This is a genomic window from Corynebacterium sp. TAE3-ERU2 (assembly GCF_019209955.1).
GTDB lineage: Bacteria > Actinomycetota > Actinomycetes > Mycobacteriales > Mycobacteriaceae > Corynebacterium > Corynebacterium megadyptis.
In genome coordinates this window covers 22,238-42,521 of the sequence record NZ_JAHUTL010000001.1, presented here as the reverse complement: position 1 = coordinate 42,521, position 20,284 = coordinate 22,238, and the positions used below count along the sequence as shown (strand labels likewise).

Sequence of the window (20,284 nt, the reverse complement as noted above, 5' to 3'; positions counted from 1 at the left end):
GCCACACACGATGGTGGCGAATCGGACAGAAACCCACAATTTCTATTGGTGGCTCATATATGCCCACTGATGCTGCTGGTGTGCCGAACTGCGGCGCGAGTCTTTTTCGGATTACCAAGTAGGGTGGGCCTAAGTCTTTTCTCATAAACTCTCTACGAAAGGTAGACGCAATGGCGACTAAGAATGCGTCAGCCGCTGAGGCCATACTGGCCAATCTCGGCGGACCTGAAAACATTGACTCGTTTACGCACTGTGCTACTCGCCTGCGTATGCAACTAGGCGACCGCTCATTGGCGGATCAAGACGCTCTCGACAATATTCCCGAAGTGATGGGCGTTGTGCCGCAGGGATCCAATGGTCTGCAAGTGATCATGGGTGGCGGCGTAGCTAACTACTACAACGACATCATCAAGCTGCCCGGCATGGAACACATTGCTGGCGGCGAAGGCGGTGCCTCCAGGAAGTCCGCGAAGAAGGAATACGCCGGTGTTCGCGGCAAGTTCGGCTGGGTGGACTTCGCCTTCGAATTCCTCTCCGATACCTTCCGTCCCATTCTGTGGGCTCTGCTCGGTGCCTCGCTGATCATCACCATCTTGGTGCTGCTCGACACCGCAGGCATCCAGGCATTCGATGAACCGCTGGCGGAGCAGTCCGGCGTCTACGTGCTCATGCACGCTATGTGGCGCTCGGTGTTCTACTTCCTGCCGATCATGGTGGGTGCCTCCGCAGCCAAGAAGCTCGGAGCAAATGAATGGGTGGGCGCCGCAATTCCGGCCGCCTTGCTCACTCCCGAGTTCATCGGGCTGAAGGATAATATCCACACCGTCGTGGAGCAGGGTGCGACCGAGGGTATCGATATCTACAAGATCGATGTCGCCGGCCTGACCCTGGTGCTCAATAACTACGGTGGACAAGTCTTCCCGCCGCTGCTGGCCGCCATCGGTCTGTTCTGGGTGGAAAAGGGCCTGAAGAAGGTCCTCCCCGAAGCCGTGCAGATGGTGTTCGTGCCCTTCATCTCCCTGTTGGTCATGATTCCGCTGACCGCCTTCGTGGTGGGTCCCTTCGGTATCTTCATCGGTGACGGTATCGCTCGACTGTTCATGAACACCTACGAGTTCTCGCCGTTCATCCTCGCTATCATCATCCCGCTGCTGTACCCCTTCCTGGTGCCGCTGGGACTGCACTGGCCGCTCAACGCCGTCATGCTGCAGAACATTGCCACCTTCGGCTTCGACGTCATCCAGGGCCCCATGGGTGCATGGAACTTCGCCTGCTTCGGCCTCGTCGCCGGTGTGCTGGTGGTCTCTGTGCGTGAGCGCAACCGCCAGATGCGTCAGGTTGCCACCGGTGGTCTTGCCGCCGGCCTGCTTGGTGGTATCTCCGAGCCCAGCTTGTACGGCATCGTGCTGCGCTTTAAGAAGACCTACCTGCGACTACTTCCTGGCTGTTTCGCCGGCGGTGTCGTAATGGGCCTGTTCGGCATTAAGGCTCAGACCTTCGTGTTCACCTCGCTGCTCACCATCCCGGTCATGACCCCCACCCTGGGTTATGCCATCGGTTTGGCTGTCGCCTTCTTCACCTCCTTCTTCCTCGTGGTCTTCTTCGACTACCGCTCGAAGGAAGAAAAGGATGAGGTGCGCGCCCGCATCGCCGAGGACGAGGCCGCTCCGGCTGCCGCCGCTCCTGCCGCTGGTGCAGCTGCTGCTGGCACCGCTACCGCAGTCAAGACCGAGAAGAAGGTCGAGGCTCCCCTGGACGGCACGCTGGTGCCGCTGGCCGACACTCCCGATGAGGCTTTTGCCATGGGTGCTGTAGGCAAGGGTGCGTCCATCGATCCGTCCGGCGACACCGTATACGCCCCGGGCGACGGCGAGGTCGTTATGACCTTCCCCACCGGTCACGCCGTGGGCGTGAAGCTGGACAATGGGCTGCAGATGCTCATCCACGTGGGCCTGGACACCGTGAATATGAAGGGCGAGGGCTTTGAGGTTCTCGTGAAGAAGGGTGATGTGGTCGAGGCCGGCACTCCGCTGCTGAAGTTCGACCGCGCCGCCATCGAGGCCGCCGGCTACTCGCCGATCACCCCGGTGCTGGTGACCAACCACAAGAAGCAGGGCGCTATCAACGTCGTTGCCGATTATGGCACCATCACCCACGGCACCGTGTTCCTCGACGTGGAAGATAAATAAGCCTCAGGCTTAAACCTCCGCTCCTTAAGTTCTAGCCCGCCTAGCGGGCAGCGAGGAGCACACAAATACAAGGGGCGCTGCGATCACGCAGCGCCCCTTGTCGTGTGTCTTGATGGGGGAGAACACGCCCCTCGCCGCCCCTCGTGGGGCAAGTCCTAGGTGGCCTGGGCGGCGCTGATCGCGGTGCGGATCGCTGCCACCGAGCGCTCCAGGGCGGCCTCTTCCCAGTCATTGAGCGAGACAGCGAAGCGTCGCTCGGCGCCGCCGCGCCCCAGCAGGGTGGGCATGGAGAACGCCACATCGCCATCGAAACCATACTCGCCACGGGCGGTGGTGCAGGCCGGCACGATCACCTTTTCATCGAGCAAAACATGCCGCGCCATGAGTACCGCGGACTGCGCCACACCGGCATTGGTCCAGCCCTTGGAGTTCAATACCTCGTAGGCGGCCTGGACGGTGTCCTCGGCGAGACGCTCCGGATCGAGGTGCACCCCAGTAAAGGTCTGCTCCAGCTCGGCGACGGACAATCCGCCCACGCTCAGATGCGAGAGCACAGGGAAAGCGGACAGGCCGTGCTCGCCCATCATGTAGCCGCTGACGCTCAGCGGGGACACTCCGAGCTTGTCCGCAACTATTCTGCGTAGTCGCGCAGAGTCAAGCATGGTGCCTGTACCGAAGATCTTGCCGGCGGGGTAGTCGAATTCATTCTCCGCCACGTAAAGGGTGGTGTCCAAGGGATTGGTGATCATGATGACCACCGCATCGCGGGTGTAGTCCACCACCTGTTTCATCACATCGCGGATCACCGCCGCGTTAATGGAGGCGAGCTCGGCACGATCAGGAGTGCTGTTCTCTGCGGAAGGAATGATGGAGGGGCCGGCGGCGCAGATAATGACATCCGCGTCGGCGCAGTCGCTATAGTCTCCAGCGCGCACCGCCGTGGATGTCATGGAACTCAGGGCGGTAGCGTGATGCTGATCTAGGGCCTCGCCGTGGGCCACCCCCTCGGCGATGTCGATCGTCACGATCTCGCCGAAAAGTCCCATTTTCATCGCATCAGCGAGCACATAGCTTCCCACGTGCCCAACTCCGATCACCACGAGCTTATGTGGCGACACCATATGTGTGACCTCGTCTTTCTCTCGACCGTAGTATGTACCGGTTCAAGCTTACGCCCGTAGACTAAGACACCATGACGATCATTGGCATCACAGGCGGCATCGGCTCCGGCAAGTCCACAGCGACGGCGATCCTCAAGGAAAAGGGGGCATTCATTATCGACGCAGACCTCATCGCACGAGAGATCGTCGAACCCGGACAGCCGGCACTCGCGGAACTCGCAGCCGAGTTTGGCGAGGATATTGTGGACGATTCTGGGGTACTACGCAGAAGAGTTCTGGCGCAGCGGGCCTTCGTGGATGAAAAGCGAACCGAGCGCCTCAACGCCATCACCCACCCGCGCATCGCCGAGCGCACCCGCGAACTCTTCGCCGAAGCAGCGGAGAGCGGGGCAGAGGTGATCGTGCACGATTCGGCGCTGCTCATCGAGCTCGGACTCGATCGCGCGGTGGACATCACCGCGGTGGTCTCCGCCCCGGAGGAGCTGCGCCTGCAGCGCCTCGTCGATAAGCGAGGGCTCGATGAAAAGGATGCGCGTCATCGTATTGCGCGGCAGATGGGGGAGCAGGAGCGCTGCGCGGCGGCTGATGTGGTGCTGGATAATTCCGGGAGCATAGACGAGTTAGCCGCCCAGGTTGAGCAGCTCTGGGAGCGGGCCAACACGGGCGGGTAGTCTCGAGGCTATGGCTTTTGCAGCAGAGCACCCAGTGTTGTCCGAGTCCGAGTTTCGCCCCGTAGGCGAGGTGGAACGCTCGAACGGGAAATTCGAGGTGATCTCGGAGTATCAACCGGCCGGCGACCAGCCGCGGGCGATCGAGGAACTCACTGCTCGGATCAATAACAACGAGCGGGACGTGGTGCTCATGGGCGCTACCGGTACCGGTAAATCGGCCACGGCGGCGTGGCTGATCGAGCAGGTGCAGCGCCCCACTTTGGTGATGGCGCCGAATAAGACGCTTGCCGCCCAGTTGGCCAATGAGCTGCGGCAGCTGCTGCCCAATAACGCGGTGGAATACTTCGTCTCCTACTACGACTACTACCAGCCGGAAGCCTATGTGGCGCAGACCGATACGTATATCGAAAAGGACTCCTCCATCAATGACGATGTGGAGCGCCTGCGCCACTCCGCCACCTCGGCGCTGCTCTCGCGGCGCGACGTTGTGGTCGTTAGTTCCGTCTCCTGCATTTATGGTCTCGGAACCCCGCAATCCTATCTGGATCGCTCGGTGGTGCTGCGCGTGGGCGAAGAAGTGGAGCGGGATCGCTTCCTGCGGCTGCTGGTAGACATCCAATACGATCGCAACGACGTGGCCTTTGTGCGCGGCGCGTTCCGCGTCAAGGGCGATGTGGTGGATATCATTCCCGCCTATGAGGAGCTCGCGGTGCGGGTGGAGTTCTTTGGCGATGAGATTGATTCCCTCTACTACATTCACCCCGTCACCGGCGATCCGATCCGCCAGGTAGAAGAGCTGCGCATTTTCCCCGCCACCCACTATGTGGCCAGCGAGGAACGCATGGCCAAGGCGGTAGAAGACATCAAGGCCGAGCTGGCAGAGCGCCTCGAGGACCTCGAGAATCGCGGCAAACTGCTCGAAGCGCAGCGGCTGCGGATGCGCACGGAATACGATCTCGAGATGATCCAGCAGGTAGGCTTTTGCTCCGGCATCGAGAACTATTCCCGGCACGTCGATGGGCGGCCCGCAGGCTCAGCTCCGGCGACCCTGATCGACTATTTCCCCGAAGACTTCCTCACCATCATCGACGAGTCCCACGTGACCGTGCCCCAGATCGGCGGCATGTTCGAAGGTGATATGTCGCGCAAGCGCAACCTCGTGGACTTCGGTTTCCGCCTGCCCTCGGCGCTGGATAACCGCCCGCTTACCTGGGATGAATTCGACGCCCGCAAGGGCCAATGCGTGTACATGTCCGCCACCCCTGGCCCCTATGAGCTGGCCGCTACCGGCGGCGAGTTCGTGGAGCAGATTATTCGCCCCACCGGGCTGGTGGATCCGAAGGTGGTGGTGAAACCGACCGAAGGCCAGATCGACGATCTCATCCACGAGATTCGCCTGCGCACTGAGAAAAACGAGCGCGTGCTGGTGACCACCCTGACCAAGAAGATGGCCGAGGACCTCACCGATTATCTGCTGGAAAATGGGGTGCGGGTGCGCTATCTGCACTCCGATATCGACACGCTGCAGCGCGTGGAGCTGCTGCGCCAACTACGCACCGGCAACTATGACGTATTGGTCGGCATCAACCTCTTGCGCGAGGGCCTGGATCTGCCGGAGGTGTCGCTGGTGGCGATCCTCGACGCGGACAAGGAAGGCTTCTTGCGCTCGACCACCTCGCTGATCCAGACCATCGGCCGCGCCGCCCGCAATGTCTCTGGCGAGGTGCACATGTACGCCGATAAGGTGACCGAATCCATGGCGGCAGCGATCGACGAAACCGAGCGGCGCCGCGAGAAGCAACTCGCCTATAACCGCGAACACGGCATCGACCCGCAGCCGCTGCGCAAGAAAATCGCCGATATCCTTGACCAGGTCTATGACAACGCCGAAGAGGGCGAGGCACGCCCCGATGCGGCCGCCGACGCTGCGCTGGTGGATAAACGCGATATCTCCTCCATGCCGCAAGAGGAGCTGCGCAGCCTCATTGACTCGCTCACCGCGGAGATGTCTGCCGCCGCCAAGGAACTCAAATTCGAGCTGGCGGGCCGTTTGCGCGATGAGATCCGCGATCTGAAGAAAGAACTACGCGGTATCACCGAGGCCGGCATCTAGTCTGGCACCGCAGTTCGGTGCCGCGGCTATGCGCTGCGCCTAAGTGCTGCGCCGCTTATCGACGCCGCCCTTTCTTCTCTGCACCATCCCGGCAAGCGGCACCACGACGCTCACCTTGGGGCCGATGCGGACACGTCGGTGGTAACCTAAAGTCCAACAGCAAATACAACCTAGGTATGTGTTAAAGGGGTTCTTTGTCGATGAACGAAAACTACCAGACCATCGTCGTGGGTACCGACGGCTCCAAGTCTTCGCTACTGGCCGTCGAGCGTGCTGCCTCCATTGCCGCGGCGTTCGACGCCACCTTGGTCATCGGTTCCGCCTACTACGAGAGCACGGAAGAAGCCTCCAAGACTCTCCGCCAGGACTCCGTCACCGTTCTCGGTAATGACCCGGCACAGAAGAACCTCGACAGCGCCGCCGAGGTGGCCAAGAAGGTCGGTGCCACCAAGATCGAGACCGCGCTCAAGGCCGGCACCCCAGTGCAGGCACTGATGGGCATCGTTAACGAGTACAAGGCAGATCTGCTCATCGTCGGTAACCGTGGCATCAACTCCCTCACCGGCCGCCTGCTGGGTTCCGTGCCCGCCGATGTGGCCCGCCAGTCTGACTGCGATGTGATGATCGTTCACACCGTCAGCTAAGCGCTCCACCACCTAAGAAGCACCCGCCCCTTCGGGCGGGTGCTTTGTCTACTACGCATCAGAGCTCTGCATAGGCGGCAGCAACGTCGGCGATGCTCGCGCCCACCACCGTCACCGTCTGCGTAGCGCGACTCAACGCCACATAAAGATCATTCAGCCCGCGTGCCGAGGCTGCTGCGATGGCCTCCGGCTCGACCACGATAACGTGGTCAAACTCTAATCCCTTCACCTCATCGACGCTGCGGGCCTCATCCATATTCTGCAGGTCGGCGCGCGTGTCGAGAACCTCTGGGGCGGCGACGACGGCCACCATCCGCTCTGGATGCTCCTCCTTGAGTGCCTCCACAATGCGGGGCACAGAGGCCTCCTTGGGAAGCTGCGTGACTGCGCCATCGACATCACGCACCGACTGCGCGGGCTGTTGCTCGGGGGCGATGAGCGGCAAGAGTGTCTGCGCCAGCTCCATGATCGTCGCCGGAGTACGGTAATTCACAGTCAATTCGTGATGGCGTACCCGCGAGCCGACGAACTCGGCGAAGGTCTCGGCCCAACTATCCGCGCCAGCGGGGGAGCCAGTTTGGGCAGTATCGCCCACAATGGTCATCCACCGGCTCGGCACCCGGCGAAACACCATCCGCCACTCCATCTCGGAGAGCTCTTGGGCTTCGTCCACCACCACGTGGCCAAAGGCCCAGGTGTGATCAGCACGGGCCTTTTCCGCCGTGGAGCGATTATCACGCACCTGCTGTCGCTGCGCGAGAGTCTCGGCATCGACCACGTCGTGGGCGGAGAGCACCTCGGCATCGAACTCATCGTCCAAGTCCGAGTTGGCGGAGCCGATGAGAATATCCAGCGCATCCTGGGCGTCGTCAATTTGTTGGCGCCACCGCTGCTCGGCCTGCTCTGCCGACTCCTCGGGGTTGTCGATGCCGATGATCAGCGAGAGCTCATCCAGGAGTGCGGCATCGGCTGGAGTCCACGCGATTACCGCATCGTCGAGGGCGTTCGGATCATAGCCCGGCCGGAACAATCCTTCGATGGTGGCCTCGTCATAGTCGGCGGCCACTGCGGTGAGACGATCGTGGTCGCAGGTGAGTTCCGCCAGCACCTGCTGCGGGCTGAGCCTAGGCCACAGGGTGTCGATGATCTCGAGTACCTGCGCCTCCTCACTGAGATCATCGTGCAATTGGGCGATATCCGCGGCAGAAAGCAGATTCTCCTTCCCCAAGGGATCGGCGCCGATCACCTCGGCCATGTGCTCGGCCAGCAGCTCGAGCAGCCTATCGGCAAAAATTGGCTGGGCGCGGTTATGCGGCTTGCGCGAGCGTCGGGCGCGGGTGCGCGCCTTTTTCACCATGGCCGGGCTGATCCGCAGCGATACCCCATCCACGGTGAGAGGGATCTCCTCAGCGGGCACCTGCTGATAGGCCTTGACTGCCTCGCGCAGAATATAGGCCATCTCCGAGGAGCCCTTGATCTCCTTAGCCAACAGGGTGTCCTGGCCGGTGGGGGTGACCAATGGATAGAGCTCGCCAATGGTGGAGAGAACCACGCCAGTTTCTCCGAGCTCCGGCAACACCCGGGAAATATAGTCCAAGAAGCGACGGTTAGGCCCCACAATGAGCACGCCGGTCTTGGCCAGTTGTTCGCGCCAGGTATAGAGCAGATAGGCCACACGGTGTAGCGCCACCGCGGTCTTGCCGGTGCCTGGTCCGCCATCGACGACCATCACGCCGCGGTTGTTATCGCGGATGATGGTGTCTTGTTCCCGCTGGATCGTCTCCACGATGGTGTTCATGTGGCCGGAGCGGGCAGCATTGAGCGCGTGCGCCAGAGCGGCCTCGCCGGCGATATCGGCGGGAGCCTCTCCACCCGATGTGGCTGGGGACTGGCCGAGGAGCCGTTCCTCATCGACAGCGGTGACGGTGCGGCCGCGGGTGCGGATATGGCGTCGACGGTGCACCCCCGCCGGATTAACGGTGGTGGCCAGATAGAAGGGGCGTGCCATGGGGGCGCGCCAATCCAAGAGCAACGATCGGTAATTATCGGCCGCGTCTTGAACCCCCATGCGCCCGATATAGCGGCGATCCACGCGCTGCCCATCGAGCTCGATGGGATCATCAGGATCGGGATCATCGACATCAATGCGGCCAAAGACTAATCCGAGTTGGGCGAGCGCGGCACGATCCAGCTTCTCATTGAGGCTGTGGTACTCGGCTTCGCGGCGAATGAGATCATCTGTGTCCGGATCCACTCCCTCGGGGCGCAGCGACACGGCCGCTAGGCGCTCGCGGGCGGCCCGGATGTCCTCGTCGAGATGATCGAAAAGACCATCCACATAGCGCTGCTCGGTAGCGATAGCATCAGCGGTCGCCGCGTTATCGCGGGCAGCGTCGGAGTCGGGGAGAGGGCCGTGCGGACTATGCGGCAAGAGAGATCCTTTCTGATCACGTCACACACATCGAATGCAGGATACGAGAAATGACGATCATACGCGCCAGGTACTACCGCGGGGCGACGCCAGCGGCGGGCAGCATGAGCTACAGCATCGTAGTAGAGCCAACAGCCGAGGCATCGAGTTTGTTCCCACCCGGTACCTCGCAGCGTTGAACCGTACCCCGCCTCGCTCTCGATACGCATAACGCCCCAGCTGCTCCCGCACGGGGACACAACTGGGGCGTCGCTGGATATGGTGGCACTGATACTCAGTGCCGAGCTGGCTTAGGCGAAGTCCTTGACCTTCTTGTCCAAGCTCTTCTGTGCCTTGCGCAGGGCCTTGTCGGCGCGCTTCTGCAGCTTCGGAGCGTTCTTGGAGGCATCCTTGCGGGCCTTCTCGGCACGCTTCTGGGCCTGGTCGGCAGCCTTGACCAGCTTCTTCTTAGCGGTCTTGGTGTTGGACTTGGCCAGATTCAACCAGTCATCCTTGTTGTCGTCCACATAAGACTTAGCCTCGTCGGCGTAGCCGGAGACCTTCTCGGAGGTGCTGGAGAGGAAGTCCTTGGTGGCGGAGTTGACGGCGGAGGCCTGCTCGGCCACGTTCTCCTTGAACTTTTCCGTGTCAGACTTGCCCGGAAGAGCGGACTGGATGGTCTTGTTGGCATCCTTAGCGGCACGGTTAGCGCGCCACTTCAGCCCCGGCTTGCCGGCGGTGTCGGCGGAGGCGATGAACAGCCCGCCCAACAGAGCGACGTCCGTCATAAAGCCACTGCGGCGAGCGGCCTTCTCGTCCTCGTTCTGGGTCTCCCAGAAAGCGTGGCGAGCGAGAATAGTGGGAACAGACAGCAGCGCCAGGGTGCCGGCTGCCAGGCGCGGAGCCTTGCCCAAAGCCAGCAGGGTGCCGGCGCTGGTCTTGGTCACGCCAATGGCCTTGGCCACGGTCTCCGGATCCTCCGGCAGTTTGCGGCTGTAGTCATTGGGCAGCACCGAGCGCAGACGGTCGAGGATGGTCTTGGTGCCCTCGACATGCTTCTCGGTATTAGTGATGGTGTCCACACCGTCAGCGATGTAGACGGTGGCCACCATGGGGCGAGCGATCTTACGGATCATTCGTTCTTCCAGCTCCTTATATGTTTTCTGGTAGTTCCTAGCCCGTGTCGGACTCGAACTGAAGTTTTACCTCACACCATCCTAGACGAAAAGGAGATAAGGACGAGGCGCGCCGTGTTCTCAGGTAGGTGGAGGAATATCTGGCACGCTGCGTCGATAAGCGTTGTGGTGCCTACCAGCCGCGCTCGCACCACTCGTCGAGATGGGGTGCTTCGGCCCCCACCGTGGTGGAATCTCCATGGCCGGGGCGAACGTGCGCCTCGGGCGGGTAGACATCAAAGACGCGTTCCTTGACGTCGGTGATCAGGCGGGCGAAATCCTCTTTAGAGTTGGTCTTTCCCACGCCGCCGGGGAAGAGGCTGTCACCGACGATGAGGTGCGTTTCGCCGTCGATGGTCAATTCCAAGCAGAGACCGCCCGGGGTGTGGCCGCGGAGGATGAACACGGGGATCTCGTGGCCGGCGAAGCTGAGGGTATCGCCATGATCCAGCTCCTCGTCCACATCGCAGGGCAGCGCGGGCGCATCCAGACTCGAAGAGATGTGGCGGGCGCCGGTGCGCTGCAGGATCTCTGGGAGCGCACCCACGTGATCGCCATGGCGGTGGGTGGTGACCACCGTGGTGATCGTGGCCTTGTGCTTGGCGGCGAGCTCCATGAGGGCGTCTGGGTTCGAGGCGGCGTCGATAAGCATCGCCTCATCGCCAGCGACCACAAGGTAGCAGTTGTTATCCATCTCGGATACAGAGAGGGAATCCAAAATTAGTTCGGCACTCATGCGTACTACACTAGATGAGACACAGAGACGGTGGTCGGACGCGGTGGGGAACACTCGACTATGCCGTGGGGCGGTGGGGCAGACGACCGTATCTCCTCCACGGGAATGAATTGTGTATCAGCGGCGTTGAAGTGAGACGATGCCCAGCATCAACACCGATGTCGTGCACTAGGAAAGGTAGTGGAAAGCCTGTGGCTGAACGCCTCATTGTCCGCGGAGCCCGCGAGCACAACCTCAAAGGGGTAGATATTGATATCCCGCGCGACAAGCTCGTGGTCTTCACGGGTTTGTCTGGGTCGGGCAAGTCCTCGCTTGCCTTCGACACCATCTTCGCCGAGGGGCAGCGTCGCTACGTGGAGTCGCTCTCGTCCTATGCGCGCATGTTTTTGGGGCAGATGGACAAGCCCGATGTGGAGATGATCGAGGGACTCTCGCCGGCCGTGTCGATCGATCAGAAGTCCACCAACCGCAACCCGCGCTCCACGGTGGGCACGATTACCGAGGTCTTCGACTATCTCCGCCTGCTCTATGCCCGCGCGGGCACGCCGCACTGCCCGGAATGCGATGCGGTGATCGACCGCCAGACGCCGCAGCAGATCGTGGATCAGGTGCTGGAGATGGAGCAGGGCACCAAGTTCCAGGTGTTGGCGCCGGTGGTGCGCACTCGCAAGGGCGAGTTCGTGGATCTTTTCGCGGATCTCGCCGCCCAGGGCTATGCCCGCGTGATGGTCGATGGCGAGATGCACCAGCTATCCTCGCCGCCCAAGCTGGAGAAGCAGATCAAGCACGATATTGATGTGGTGGTTGATCGTTTGCAGGTGAAGGAATCGCAGAAGCAGCGCCTCACCGACTCCATCGAGACGGCGCTGAACTTGGCCGATGGGGTAGTCGTCCTTGATTTTGTGGGGCTTGACGACGCCGACCCGCACCGAGTTCGTCGTTTCTCCGAAAAGATGGCCTGCCCCAACGGCCACGACTTTCATCTCGATGAGATGGAACCGCGCGCCTTTTCCTTTAACTCTCCCTATGGCGCCTGTGAGCGCTGCGATGGTCTCGGTTCCCGCCTAGTCGTGGATCCGGAGCTGCTGATTCCGGATGTCGATGCCAAGGTGGTGGATGCGATCGCCCCGTGGCACTCCTCGCCGAATAAGAAATACTTTGTCAAGCTCGTCGAGGCGCTGGCAGAGGCAATGGACTTCGATGCGCACGCCCCCTATTCCTCGCTGACGAAGAAGCAGCAAAAGGCACTCGTGCACGGCTCCAGCACCGAGGTGCGGGTGCGCTATAAGAACCGATATGGTCGCCGCCGCGACTGGACCGCCCCCTTCGAGGGCGCGATCGCATTCGTGGAGCGCAAGATCGAGCAAACCGATTCCGAGCACCAGAAGGAACGCTTCCGCGGCTATATGCGCGAGGTGCCCTGCCCCGCGTGCCAGGGCTCGCGACTCAAGCCCGAAATCCTCTCCGTGCGTCTCGCCTCGGAGGGCCACGGCGAGCAATCCATTGCTGGGGTATCGGCGCTATCGGTCGAGGATGCCCGCGCCTTCCTCGACAATCTCACCCTGAATAAACGCGAGGAAATGATCGCAGGTGCAGTGCTGCGAGAGGTACAAGCACGCCTGCGCTTCCTGCTGGATGTGGGGCTGAACTATCTCACCCTCGACCGCGCTGCCGGCACACTCTCCGGCGGTGAGGCGCAGCGTATTCGACTCGCCACCCAGATCGGATCGGGCTTGGCGGGGGTGCTCTACGTGCTGGACGAGCCCTCCATTGGTTTGCACCAGCGCGATAACCAGCGCCTGATCGCCACCCTGGAGCGGCTGCGCGATCTCGGCAACACCCTCATCGTGGTCGAGCATGACGAAGACACCATCAAGGCGGCTGACTGGCTGGTGGATATCGGACCGCGCGCCGGTGAATACGGCGGCGAGATCGTCTACCAAGGTGAGCCGGCGGGAATACTCAACGCCGCCGATTCTCTAACCGGCGATTATCTCTCCGGGGCGAGGGTGCTGGGAGTGCCCGCACACCGCCGCCCGATTGACCCAGAACGCTGCCTCAAGGTGGTAGGCGCGCGGGAAAATAACCTGAAGAACGTGGATGTGACCATCCCGCTCGGGGTACTGACCTGTGTCACTGGTGTCTCCGGATCGGGTAAATCCACGCTGATTAACCAGATCGTGTCCAAGGTATTGAGCAATGAGCTCAACCGCGCTCGGCTCGTGCCCGGGCGAGCCAAGCGCGTGGAAGGCATCGAGCACCTCGATAAGTTGGTGCAGGTGGATCAGTCTCCGATTGGTCGCACCCCGCGCTCGAACCCGGCGACCTATACCGGTGTATTCGATAAGATTCGTACTCTCTTCGCCGAGACCAGCGAGTCCAAGGTGCGCGGCTATAAGGCGGGGCGCTTCTCCTTCAACGTCAAGGGCGGCCGCTGCGAGGCATGCAAGGGCGATGGCACCTTGAAGATCGAGATGAACTTCCTGCCGGATGTCTACGTGCCCTGCGAAGTGTGCCACGGGGCGCGCTACAATCGCGAAACCCTCGAGGTGCGCTACAAGGGCAAAAACATCTCCGAGGTCTTGGACATGCCCATCGCAGAGGCGGCGGAGTTTTTCCAGCCGATCACCTCGATCCACCGCTATCTCAACACGCTCACCGAAGTGGGCTTGGGCTATGTGCGGCTGGGCCAATCGGCCACCACGCTCTCGGGTGGCGAGGCGCAGCGCGTGAAACTCGCCGCAGAGCTGCAGAAGCGCTCCAATGGCCGCACCATCTATATTCTCGACGAGCCCACCACGGGCCTGCATTTCGAGGACATCCGCAAGCTCATGCTGGTGATCCAAGGCCTAGTGGATAAGGGCAACTCGGTGGTGATCATCGAGCACAACCTCGATGTGATCAAGGCTGCCGACTGGATTATTGACATGGGGCCCGAAGGCGGCGACGGCGGCGGCCAGGTGGTAGCCGAAGGCACACCCGAGGATGTCGCCCAGGTCTCCGGCTCCTATACCGGTCAATTCCTCCAGCCCTTGTTGGCCACGGTCTAAGCCGCAGCCAGCGGAGCTACGCCGGCGCAGCGATGGCGGCGCAGCCGCAGCCAGCGCCGCCATAGCTGGAATGCCCCTAGCGGCCCGCGCCTGGATCGGGATGCTGGGGACGGGTATCCGCTGCGGCCATCGCTGGCTGCGCAGCGGCAGGGTCCTGGGCCTGGTGCGGTGCCGCGGCCGTGCCCGTCGTATCAGTGGCGGAGGGGCTGATCGTGCGGGAGCGAATGATCGCCACCACGAGGAGAACGAGGCCGCAGCCGAGGAAGGTGATCGTGCGTGCCACAGAGTCGAGAGTGGTGAGATCAAAGAACACCACCTTGACCGTAGCGGCAAGGGCCAGCAATAGCCCGACGGGAAACTCATAGTCGCGGGCGATGGGGGTCTTGCCCAGAATGATGAGTGCCGCTGCCACCATCCAGCACACCGATGCCACGGCATGCGAGGTGAAGAATGCGGCAGAGATCATGCTGGGGGCAAGCGTCGCGGTGGCGCGGGTGACGGCGAGAACAATGAGCGTGAGCGATAGAGAAAGCGTCAGCACCCCGCCCAGCACATAAGACCGTGTCGATAGCCCCCGCAGAAGTGAGGGCACATGGAAGGCGCCCAGCACCCCGAGTGTGGTGAGCACGACGAACAGCGGCGGCTGCTCGCCGAGGCGAGTATAAGCAGTGCCCAGGAGGGTCATCACGGTCAGCGTCTGAGACAGCATGATCAGCTGGATGGCGATGAGCCACCCCACCCATAGCTGCGCCCTGCCGGAAGCAGACATCGGCACTAGCGTGGCGACGCGGACGGCTGCCCACACCAAGATCATGGACACGGCGAGAAAGACCAGACCAAACAATTCAGCATGAGCGGCGGAGAAATCAGCGGCGAACCAGGCCACTACCGCTGCCAGCGGCAGCAGGAGCTGGAATAGGGCATAGTAGCCGCGGGCGAAGAGCAGCGCGGCTTCGTTGAGCGAATAGCTACTGCGATGTGTCTGACCACGCTGCGGCGGGGCGGGAGGCAGCGGAGCCAGCAGCCCCCAGCCGCCGCCGAGATCTCCGGTGTTCGTCATTATGCTGCCGAGGCCGTGTGCTGTGTATGCCGCGTAGCCGCTCACGATGGCCACGGGGAGAATGAGCAGAAGGGGATAGAGGGCAGGGGAGTTGCCCGCAATAGTGAGACCCACGAGGAGCACCACGAGCAGATGCGAGAGTACAGAGCGGCGAAGCTGCTCGGTGGCTGCGGCGTCCGCGCGTTCTCCCTGCTGGGTTGCAGTTTGTGCGAGGTGGCGGGCGGCGTGAATACCCGCGAGGCATAGCCACGCGTAGGCGGCCGCCGTATAGAGCAGAAGAACACCGGGTCCGAACCCGCGCTCGTCCATCAACAGCAGCACGGCGTTGAGGTCTGCGTAGATGCCGACCATGCCTATCAGCGCGCTGGCGACGCGCGCCTTCGACCACCCGCGCAGCCAGGCGACGCCGTAGACCATCACGGCAAGCAGGAGGACGGCCACGAAGATACTGTCGCCGGAGGAGACCCCCTCGGAGGCGAGGAAAATGAGACATAGTGCAGAGACCGTGGACAAAAGAACCACGGCGAGTTCGGCGCGCATCCAGTGGCTCAACCACACATATGCTGCGCTGAGCAAGAGAATCAGAGCTGCCGCGAGATAGCTGGGCATCCAGCCCAAAGGCGAGTAGAGCGCCAGGGTGGTGACACAGGCGGTGCCAGCGGAGGTCGCCACCAGCGCCGTGACGGCGCCTGTGGCGGTGCTGGTGCTGCGATAGTGGCGCACAGCGATAAAAAGCATCACTGCGGCTAGGAGATATGCCGTCGCCACCCGCGCCCCAGGGCCAAACCAGCCATTCGAGATCGCGATATTAACCAAAAAGCCGACGCCGAACAGGGTGAGGATACCGCCGCCGGCGGCGATGACGCGCAGCGTTGATACCTCATCGCGCCACCACTGTCTCCGTGCTGTGTGCTCCGGCTGGCCGCTGCTATAAGGCGTGTGGCCTGGGTGCGGGCCCATGGGCGCGCCCTGCCGCGGTCCCTGGCCCTGCGCCGGATAGCCCGCCGGTACTGGGGAGCTATATCCAGGTGGTGGCGGGGGATAGGGCGGCTGCCCGCCGGGCTGCGGATAGCCATAGCCATAAGGCTGCGGACTCGGCGCGGTCTGTGCCTGCGGGCTCGGCTGATTCCAGTTCTGTGGTGCACCTGCCGGGCGCCGGCCACCGCGAGGGGAGTGCAGAGGATGCGCCGCCCCAGAGTCAAGCGAGCTCCGAATAACGGAGACTGCCTGCTGCATGGAGTCAGCAGCGCGAGATAGTTGATTTAAGGCGAGGTAGAGCTGTTCTCGCTCACTATCCGTTGTCTGCGACTGTGACGGCGGCTTATTCGGAGGTTGCTCCTGAGGTGGTTGCCCGTGGGGTGGCTGCTGAGGACGAGGAGAAGGATAAGAATTTTCTGCCATAAAACATAGATTAAGCCAGCCGTGAAACCGTCGCTCGGCAAGACAATGAAGGGTGTACTACATGCGCACGAAGTCCAGCTAGACTGCTCTACGGGTGCTCCCCGAACGGGGTATCTGGGTGGGTGTCTTCCCGCCGCTGGGGTGTGCCGTCGCAGTGCTGGGCGGAGTAGTACGCGGAGGGGATTTGTTCTCGGCGCAGTGAGCTGTTAAGGTGTGGAGCACTACCGCTTACAGTCGTGTGTTACGGCTGTTGTGGATTAATCAAAGTGGAGATCCCTCCCACCCGAGGCCCGCATATGTGAGGATCAGGGTTTGCATCACGCCACAGCGGGCGAGCACTGTGTGTTCGCCAGTGAGGTGTGTTGAGTGGATCTCCCGCTCTTCTCGCAGGATACTGCCGAGAAGGACGGGAGTTTTCTTATTTCCGCTCCGCGTGTGTTGTCACACCGTGGGTGCGGGAAGGTTCGGGGATCATTGCGCGAGATATCGATTAAGCGGTCAGTTACGCGCCGCGCCGGCTAAGGCGGGGCGTGAAAGAACAAGAGTCACGTTATTTTCGTCGATCTGAGGAGTCCCCATCAGCGCTGAAGCTCGCATTAATGAGCGAATCCGAGTACCGGAGGTCCGACTTGTTGGCCCCGGTGGTGAACAAGTAGGAATCGTCCGTATTGAGGACGCTCGTAAGCTTGCCTACGACGCAGACCTCGACCTCGTTGAGGTTGCACCTAAGGCCAAGCCGCCGGTGTGCAAGATCATGGATTACGGCAAGTACAAGTACGAACTGGCCCAAAAGGCCCGTGAGTCCCGCCGTAACCAGCAGCAGACGGTGGTCAAGGAGCAGAAGTTCCGTCCGAAGATCGACGACCACGACTACGAAACTAAAAAGAATAACGTCGTTCGATTCTTGGAAAAGGGTTCCAAGGTCAAGGTGACGATCATGTTCCGCGGCCGTGAGCAGTCGCGACCGGAACTGGGTTTCCGTCTGCTGGAGCGTCTTGCAGAAGACGTCGACGGCATCGGAATCGTCGAGGCCCGTCCCAAGCAGGACGGCCGCAACATGACCATGGTTCTCGGCCCTGTACGCAAGGGCAAGAAGTAACTAGACAGAAACTTTTTACAGGGTTCTAAGGAAGAAGACTTATGAAGCAGAAGACCCACAAGGGTATGGCTAAGCGCGTGAAGATCACCGGCAAGGGCAAGCTCCGTCGCGAGCAGGCCGGCCGCCGCCACCTGTTGGAGGGTAAGCCTTCCACTCGTACCCGCCGTCTGAAGGGCACCACCGACGTTGCCAAGTCGGACGTCAAGCGCGTCAAGCGCATGCTGGGCAAGGCTTAAGAGCCTCACCCACCCGCACCCCTTCATTCACCAACACTTTTAATTGATCAGTTAAGGAAGTATCACTGTGGCACGTGTCAAGCGCTCAGTAAACGCTAAGAAGAAGCGTCGCAAGATTCTGAATTCCGCTAAGGGCTACCGCGGCCAGCGTTCCCGCCTCTACCGTAAGGCCAAGGAACAGTGGCTGCACTCCATGACCTACGCTTACCGCGATCGTCGCACCAAGAAGCGTGAGTTCCGTCGCCTGTGGATCACTCGTATCAACGCGGCAGCGCGCCTGAACGACATCACCTACAACCGTCTGATCCAGGGCCTGCGCCTGGCCAACATTGAGGTTGACCGCAAGATTCTTGCTGAGCTCGCCGTGAACGACTTCGCTGCATTCTCCGCTATCTGCGACGCAGCCAAGGCCGCTCTTCCGGAGGACGTCAACGCCCCGAAGAACGCTGCCTAATCGCTCAAGCAGCAGGCGCTGCCTTGTAGAAGGGCAGCGACCGCAGCACTATCCACCCCGCACCATCTCTGGTGCTGGGTGGATGTCTGCGTTATGGGCCCGACCGAGCACCAAGGACACTATCTCCGCACCACGTGTCGAACACATAAGCGATGCCACGCCGGCAGGTGTCCGGGGCGTTGTCTAGTGTGAGTTACGCGTTGATTGTGCAGGATAACAACGCATATAGGCATAGTATCCGGCGCGATCGTGTCGAGTGTTGGCAATGCTTATCGACGCCGTTCGCCCAGATTACCCTCACTTTCGTGGTCATGGCTGCGAAGGCCGAGGCGACATGGTTAGATTGAACGAATCATCGGCACGGACCGAGCCGGTGCGCACCACCCAGTGGGCGCCTCGAGCTAGGTGCCGGTGAACAGAACTAAAGGTAAGAGAAAGGTGGCTTGACGAAGGCCATGGCTGAAATCGAGTACGACAAGGACGGTTTGCCCGTGGAGAAGAACCGTCCCGTTTATGATTTCCCGAACCACGCGCAGAATCCCCAGGGCTACGGCCAGACTCCCCAGGGCTACGGCCAGAATCCCCAGGGCTACGGCCAGACTCCCCAGGGCTACGGCCAGAATCCCCAAGGCTATGGCCAGAACCCCCAGGGCTATGGCCAGCAGGTTCCGGCACAGCAGTACGGCCAGCAGGTTCCGGCACAGCAGTATGGCCAGCAGGTTCCGGCACAGCAGTACGGCATGGCTGGGAATTATCCCCAGACCATGGCACCGGTGCAGCAAAAGTCCAAAATTCTCGCCGCGGTGCTCGCGTTCTTCCTCGGAACCTTCGGCGTGCACAACTTCTACCTCGGCCGGAATGGCCGCGGCGCGGCCCAGCTGGTGTGCACCATCTTCGGCTACCTGGGTCTGCTGTTGATCATCGGCGCATTCGTCCTTATCGCCGTGGGAATCTGGGCTTTTGTCGAGTTCATCATGATCCTGGCAGGCATGGGCGGCTATGACCGCGACGCTAATGGAGTGCCGCTGAGCTAGCGCCAGTGAGCAACCGCGGCGGTGCTGCTAGCCTAGGGCCATGCACCTAGACTTCAGCGATGCCTTTACCGAACGCACCCCGCGCGTGGTGGCCGCCGCCAAATTGCTCCGCCCAGCTGGGCGCAAAAAGGCCCAGCGATTCCTCGCGGAAGGCGAAAACGCGGTGGAAGCGGCAGTGCGCCGCGGAGTAGCCACCGATATTTTCGTGACGGAATCCGCGAACGCCCGCCACGCCGGCATCGTCAATACCGCCGCATCCTTGGGCGTATACGTCCACCCCGTGACCGACCGTGCTGCCAAAAAGCTGGCAGACACCGTCTCGGGCACGGGGATCATTGCTGTGTGCACCCCGATCGTCACCCGCGTCGATGCCTTTTCCGAGGCGCCCGCGCCTACGTTGGTTAGTATTCCCGTGGACACCTCAGAGCCGGGTAATGCGGGAACACTGATCCGTGTCGCCGATGCGACCGGCGCCGATCATGTGCTCTTCGCTGGGGACACCGTGGACCCGCTCAACCCAAAGGTGGTGCGCTCCTCGGCCGGTTCGCTGTTTAACGTGCCCGTGACCCGCGAACCCAATATCCCGAAGGTTCTCGACGCCGTCCGGGAGAAGGGGCTACAGATCGTGGCCACCACCGCCGAAGGTGAGACCAGCCTGGACGATTCCCAGGAGGTTCTCGCACAGCCCACCGCTTGGCTCTTCGGAAATGAGGCGCATGGCTTGCACGAGAAGCTGATCGAGCAGGCCGATGTGCGCATCCGCATCCCGTTGCGGGGCCGCGCAGAGTCCTTGAACCTCGCCACCGCCGCAGCGATCTGCATGTACGAATCCTCGAAGGCCCTGAACTCCTAGCGAGCTCATGCTCCCTATCCGGTGTCCTGCGCCGGTGA

Annotated in this window: 15 protein-coding genes; 10 read left to right on the top strand and 5 right to left on the bottom strand. The window is 61.7% G+C overall.

Annotation, left to right across the window (positions count from 1 at the left end):
* Positions 1-170: 170 nt before the first annotated feature.
* Positions 171-2,189 (top strand): glucose PTS transporter subunit IIA, encoded by a 2,019-nt coding sequence (locus KRX12_RS00165; RefSeq protein ID WP_218365345.1) that lies wholly within the window; start codon positions 171-173, stop codon positions 2,187-2,189.
* Positions 2,190-2,344: 155 nt separating this feature from the next.
* On the opposite strand, the gene KRX12_RS00160 is transcribed toward KRX12_RS00165, so the two are convergent.
* On the bottom strand, positions 2,345-3,310 hold the full coding sequence (locus KRX12_RS00160; RefSeq protein WP_218365344.1) for an L-lactate dehydrogenase: 966 nt from the start codon (positions 3,308-3,310) through the stop codon (positions 2,345-2,347).
* Between the two features lie 71 nt (positions 3,311-3,381).
* On the opposite strand from KRX12_RS00160, the gene coaE reads away from it, so the two are divergent.
* From coaE to KRX12_RS00145, 3 genes are all read left to right on the top strand, one after another.
* Complete coding sequence (gene coaE, locus KRX12_RS00155) at positions 3,382-3,981, top strand: dephospho-CoA kinase (protein ID WP_218365343.1); 600 nt, start codon at positions 3,382-3,384, stop codon at positions 3,979-3,981.
* Between the two features lie 10 nt (positions 3,982-3,991).
* Positions 3,992-6,094 carry an excinuclease ABC subunit UvrB gene (gene uvrB / locus KRX12_RS00150; RefSeq protein WP_218363701.1) on the top strand — a complete coding sequence of 701 codons (2,103 nt, stop codon included), beginning with the start codon at positions 3,992-3,994 and terminating at the stop codon, positions 6,092-6,094.
* Between the two features lie 200 nt (positions 6,095-6,294).
* Entirely contained in the window at positions 6,295-6,738 is a 444-nt protein-coding gene (locus tag KRX12_RS00145) for a universal stress protein (RefSeq protein WP_151530266.1), read from the top strand.
* Between the two features lie 58 nt (positions 6,739-6,796).
* On the opposite strand, the gene KRX12_RS00140 is transcribed toward KRX12_RS00145, so the two are convergent.
* From KRX12_RS00140 to KRX12_RS00130, 3 genes are all read right to left on the bottom strand, one after another.
* On the bottom strand, positions 6,797-9,169 hold the full coding sequence (locus KRX12_RS00140) for an AAA family ATPase (protein ID WP_218365342.1): 2,373 nt from the start codon (positions 9,167-9,169) through the stop codon (positions 6,797-6,799).
* Between the two features lie 290 nt (positions 9,170-9,459).
* Complete coding sequence (locus KRX12_RS00135; protein WP_218365341.1) at positions 9,460-10,284, bottom strand: DoxX family protein; 825 nt, start codon at positions 10,282-10,284, stop codon at positions 9,460-9,462.
* Positions 10,285-10,456: 172 nt separating this feature from the next.
* On the bottom strand, positions 10,457-11,059 hold the full coding sequence (locus KRX12_RS00130) for an MBL fold metallo-hydrolase (protein ID WP_218363698.1): 603 nt from the start codon (positions 11,057-11,059) through the stop codon (positions 10,457-10,459).
* Between the two features lie 191 nt (positions 11,060-11,250).
* Between KRX12_RS00130 and uvrA the strand changes: the two genes are divergently transcribed.
* Positions 11,251-14,109 (top strand): excinuclease ABC subunit UvrA, encoded by a 2,859-nt coding sequence (gene uvrA / locus KRX12_RS00125; protein WP_218365340.1) that lies wholly within the window; start codon positions 11,251-11,253, stop codon positions 14,107-14,109.
* A gap of 76 nt (positions 14,110-14,185) precedes the next feature.
* Here uvrA and KRX12_RS00120 read toward each other — a convergent pair whose 3' ends face one another.
* Positions 14,186-16,405: a DUF2339 domain-containing protein gene (locus KRX12_RS00120; protein WP_218365339.1), complete on the bottom strand. Its 2,220-nt coding sequence runs from the start codon at positions 16,403-16,405 to the stop codon at positions 14,186-14,188.
* A gap of 742 nt (positions 16,406-17,147) precedes the next feature.
* On the opposite strand from KRX12_RS00120, the gene infC reads away from it, so the two are divergent.
* From infC to KRX12_RS00095, 5 genes are all read left to right on the top strand, one after another.
* Entirely contained in the window at positions 17,148-17,669 is a 522-nt protein-coding gene (infC, locus tag KRX12_RS00115) for a translation initiation factor IF-3 (protein WP_151530260.1), read from the top strand.
* Between the two features lie 41 nt (positions 17,670-17,710).
* Positions 17,711-17,905 carry a 50S ribosomal protein L35 gene (gene rpmI, locus KRX12_RS00110; protein WP_018019889.1) on the top strand — a complete coding sequence of 65 codons (195 nt, stop codon included), beginning with the start codon at positions 17,711-17,713 and terminating at the stop codon, positions 17,903-17,905.
* Positions 17,906-17,972: 67 nt separating this feature from the next.
* Positions 17,973-18,359, top strand: coding sequence for a 50S ribosomal protein L20 (gene rplT, locus KRX12_RS00105; RefSeq protein ID WP_151530259.1), 387 nt, complete (start codon positions 17,973-17,975; stop codon positions 18,357-18,359).
* Between the two features lie 455 nt (positions 18,360-18,814).
* Entirely contained in the window at positions 18,815-19,393 is a 579-nt protein-coding gene (locus KRX12_RS00100) for a TM2 domain-containing protein (RefSeq protein ID WP_218365338.1), read from the top strand.
* 40 nt (positions 19,394-19,433) lie between these two features.
* The gene (locus tag KRX12_RS00095; protein ID WP_218365337.1) at positions 19,434-20,246 is read left to right on the top strand and encodes an RNA methyltransferase; all 813 of its coding nucleotides are present in this window, start codon (positions 19,434-19,436) and stop codon (positions 20,244-20,246) included.
* Positions 20,247-20,284: the final 38 nt, after the last annotated feature.

Excerpts from the sequence above, each read along its gene's own strand:
- KRX12_RS00165 (WP_218365345.1), top strand. The coding sequence starts at position 171 with ATGGCGACTAAGAATGCGTCAGCCGCTGAGGCCATACTGGCCAATCTC.
- KRX12_RS00160 (WP_218365344.1), bottom strand. The coding sequence starts at position 3,310 with ATGGTGTCGCCACATAAGCTCGTGGTGATCGGAGTTGGGCACGTGGGA.
- coaE (WP_218365343.1), top strand. The coding sequence starts at position 3,382 with ATGACGATCATTGGCATCACAGGCGGCATCGGCTCCGGCAAGTCCACA.
- uvrB (WP_218363701.1), top strand. The coding sequence starts at position 3,992 with ATGGCTTTTGCAGCAGAGCACCCAGTGTTGTCCGAGTCCGAGTTTCGC.
- KRX12_RS00145 (WP_151530266.1), top strand. The coding sequence starts at position 6,295 with ATGAACGAAAACTACCAGACCATCGTCGTGGGTACCGACGGCTCCAAG.
- KRX12_RS00135 (WP_218365341.1), bottom strand. The coding sequence starts at position 10,284 with ATGATCCGTAAGATCGCTCGCCCCATGGTGGCCACCGTCTACATCGCT.
- KRX12_RS00130 (WP_218363698.1), bottom strand. The coding sequence starts at position 11,059 with ATGAGTGCCGAACTAATTTTGGATTCCCTCTCTGTATCCGAGATGGAT.
- KRX12_RS00120 (WP_218365339.1), bottom strand. The coding sequence starts at position 16,405 with ATGCAGCAGGCAGTCTCCGTTATTCGGAGCTCGCTTGACTCTGGGGCG.
- rpmI (WP_018019889.1), top strand. The coding sequence starts at position 17,711 with ATGAAGCAGAAGACCCACAAGGGTATGGCTAAGCGCGTGAAGATCACC.
- KRX12_RS00100 (WP_218365338.1), top strand. The coding sequence starts at position 18,815 with ATGGCTGAAATCGAGTACGACAAGGACGGTTTGCCCGTGGAGAAGAAC.
- KRX12_RS00095 (WP_218365337.1), top strand. The coding sequence starts at position 19,434 with ATGCACCTAGACTTCAGCGATGCCTTTACCGAACGCACCCCGCGCGTG.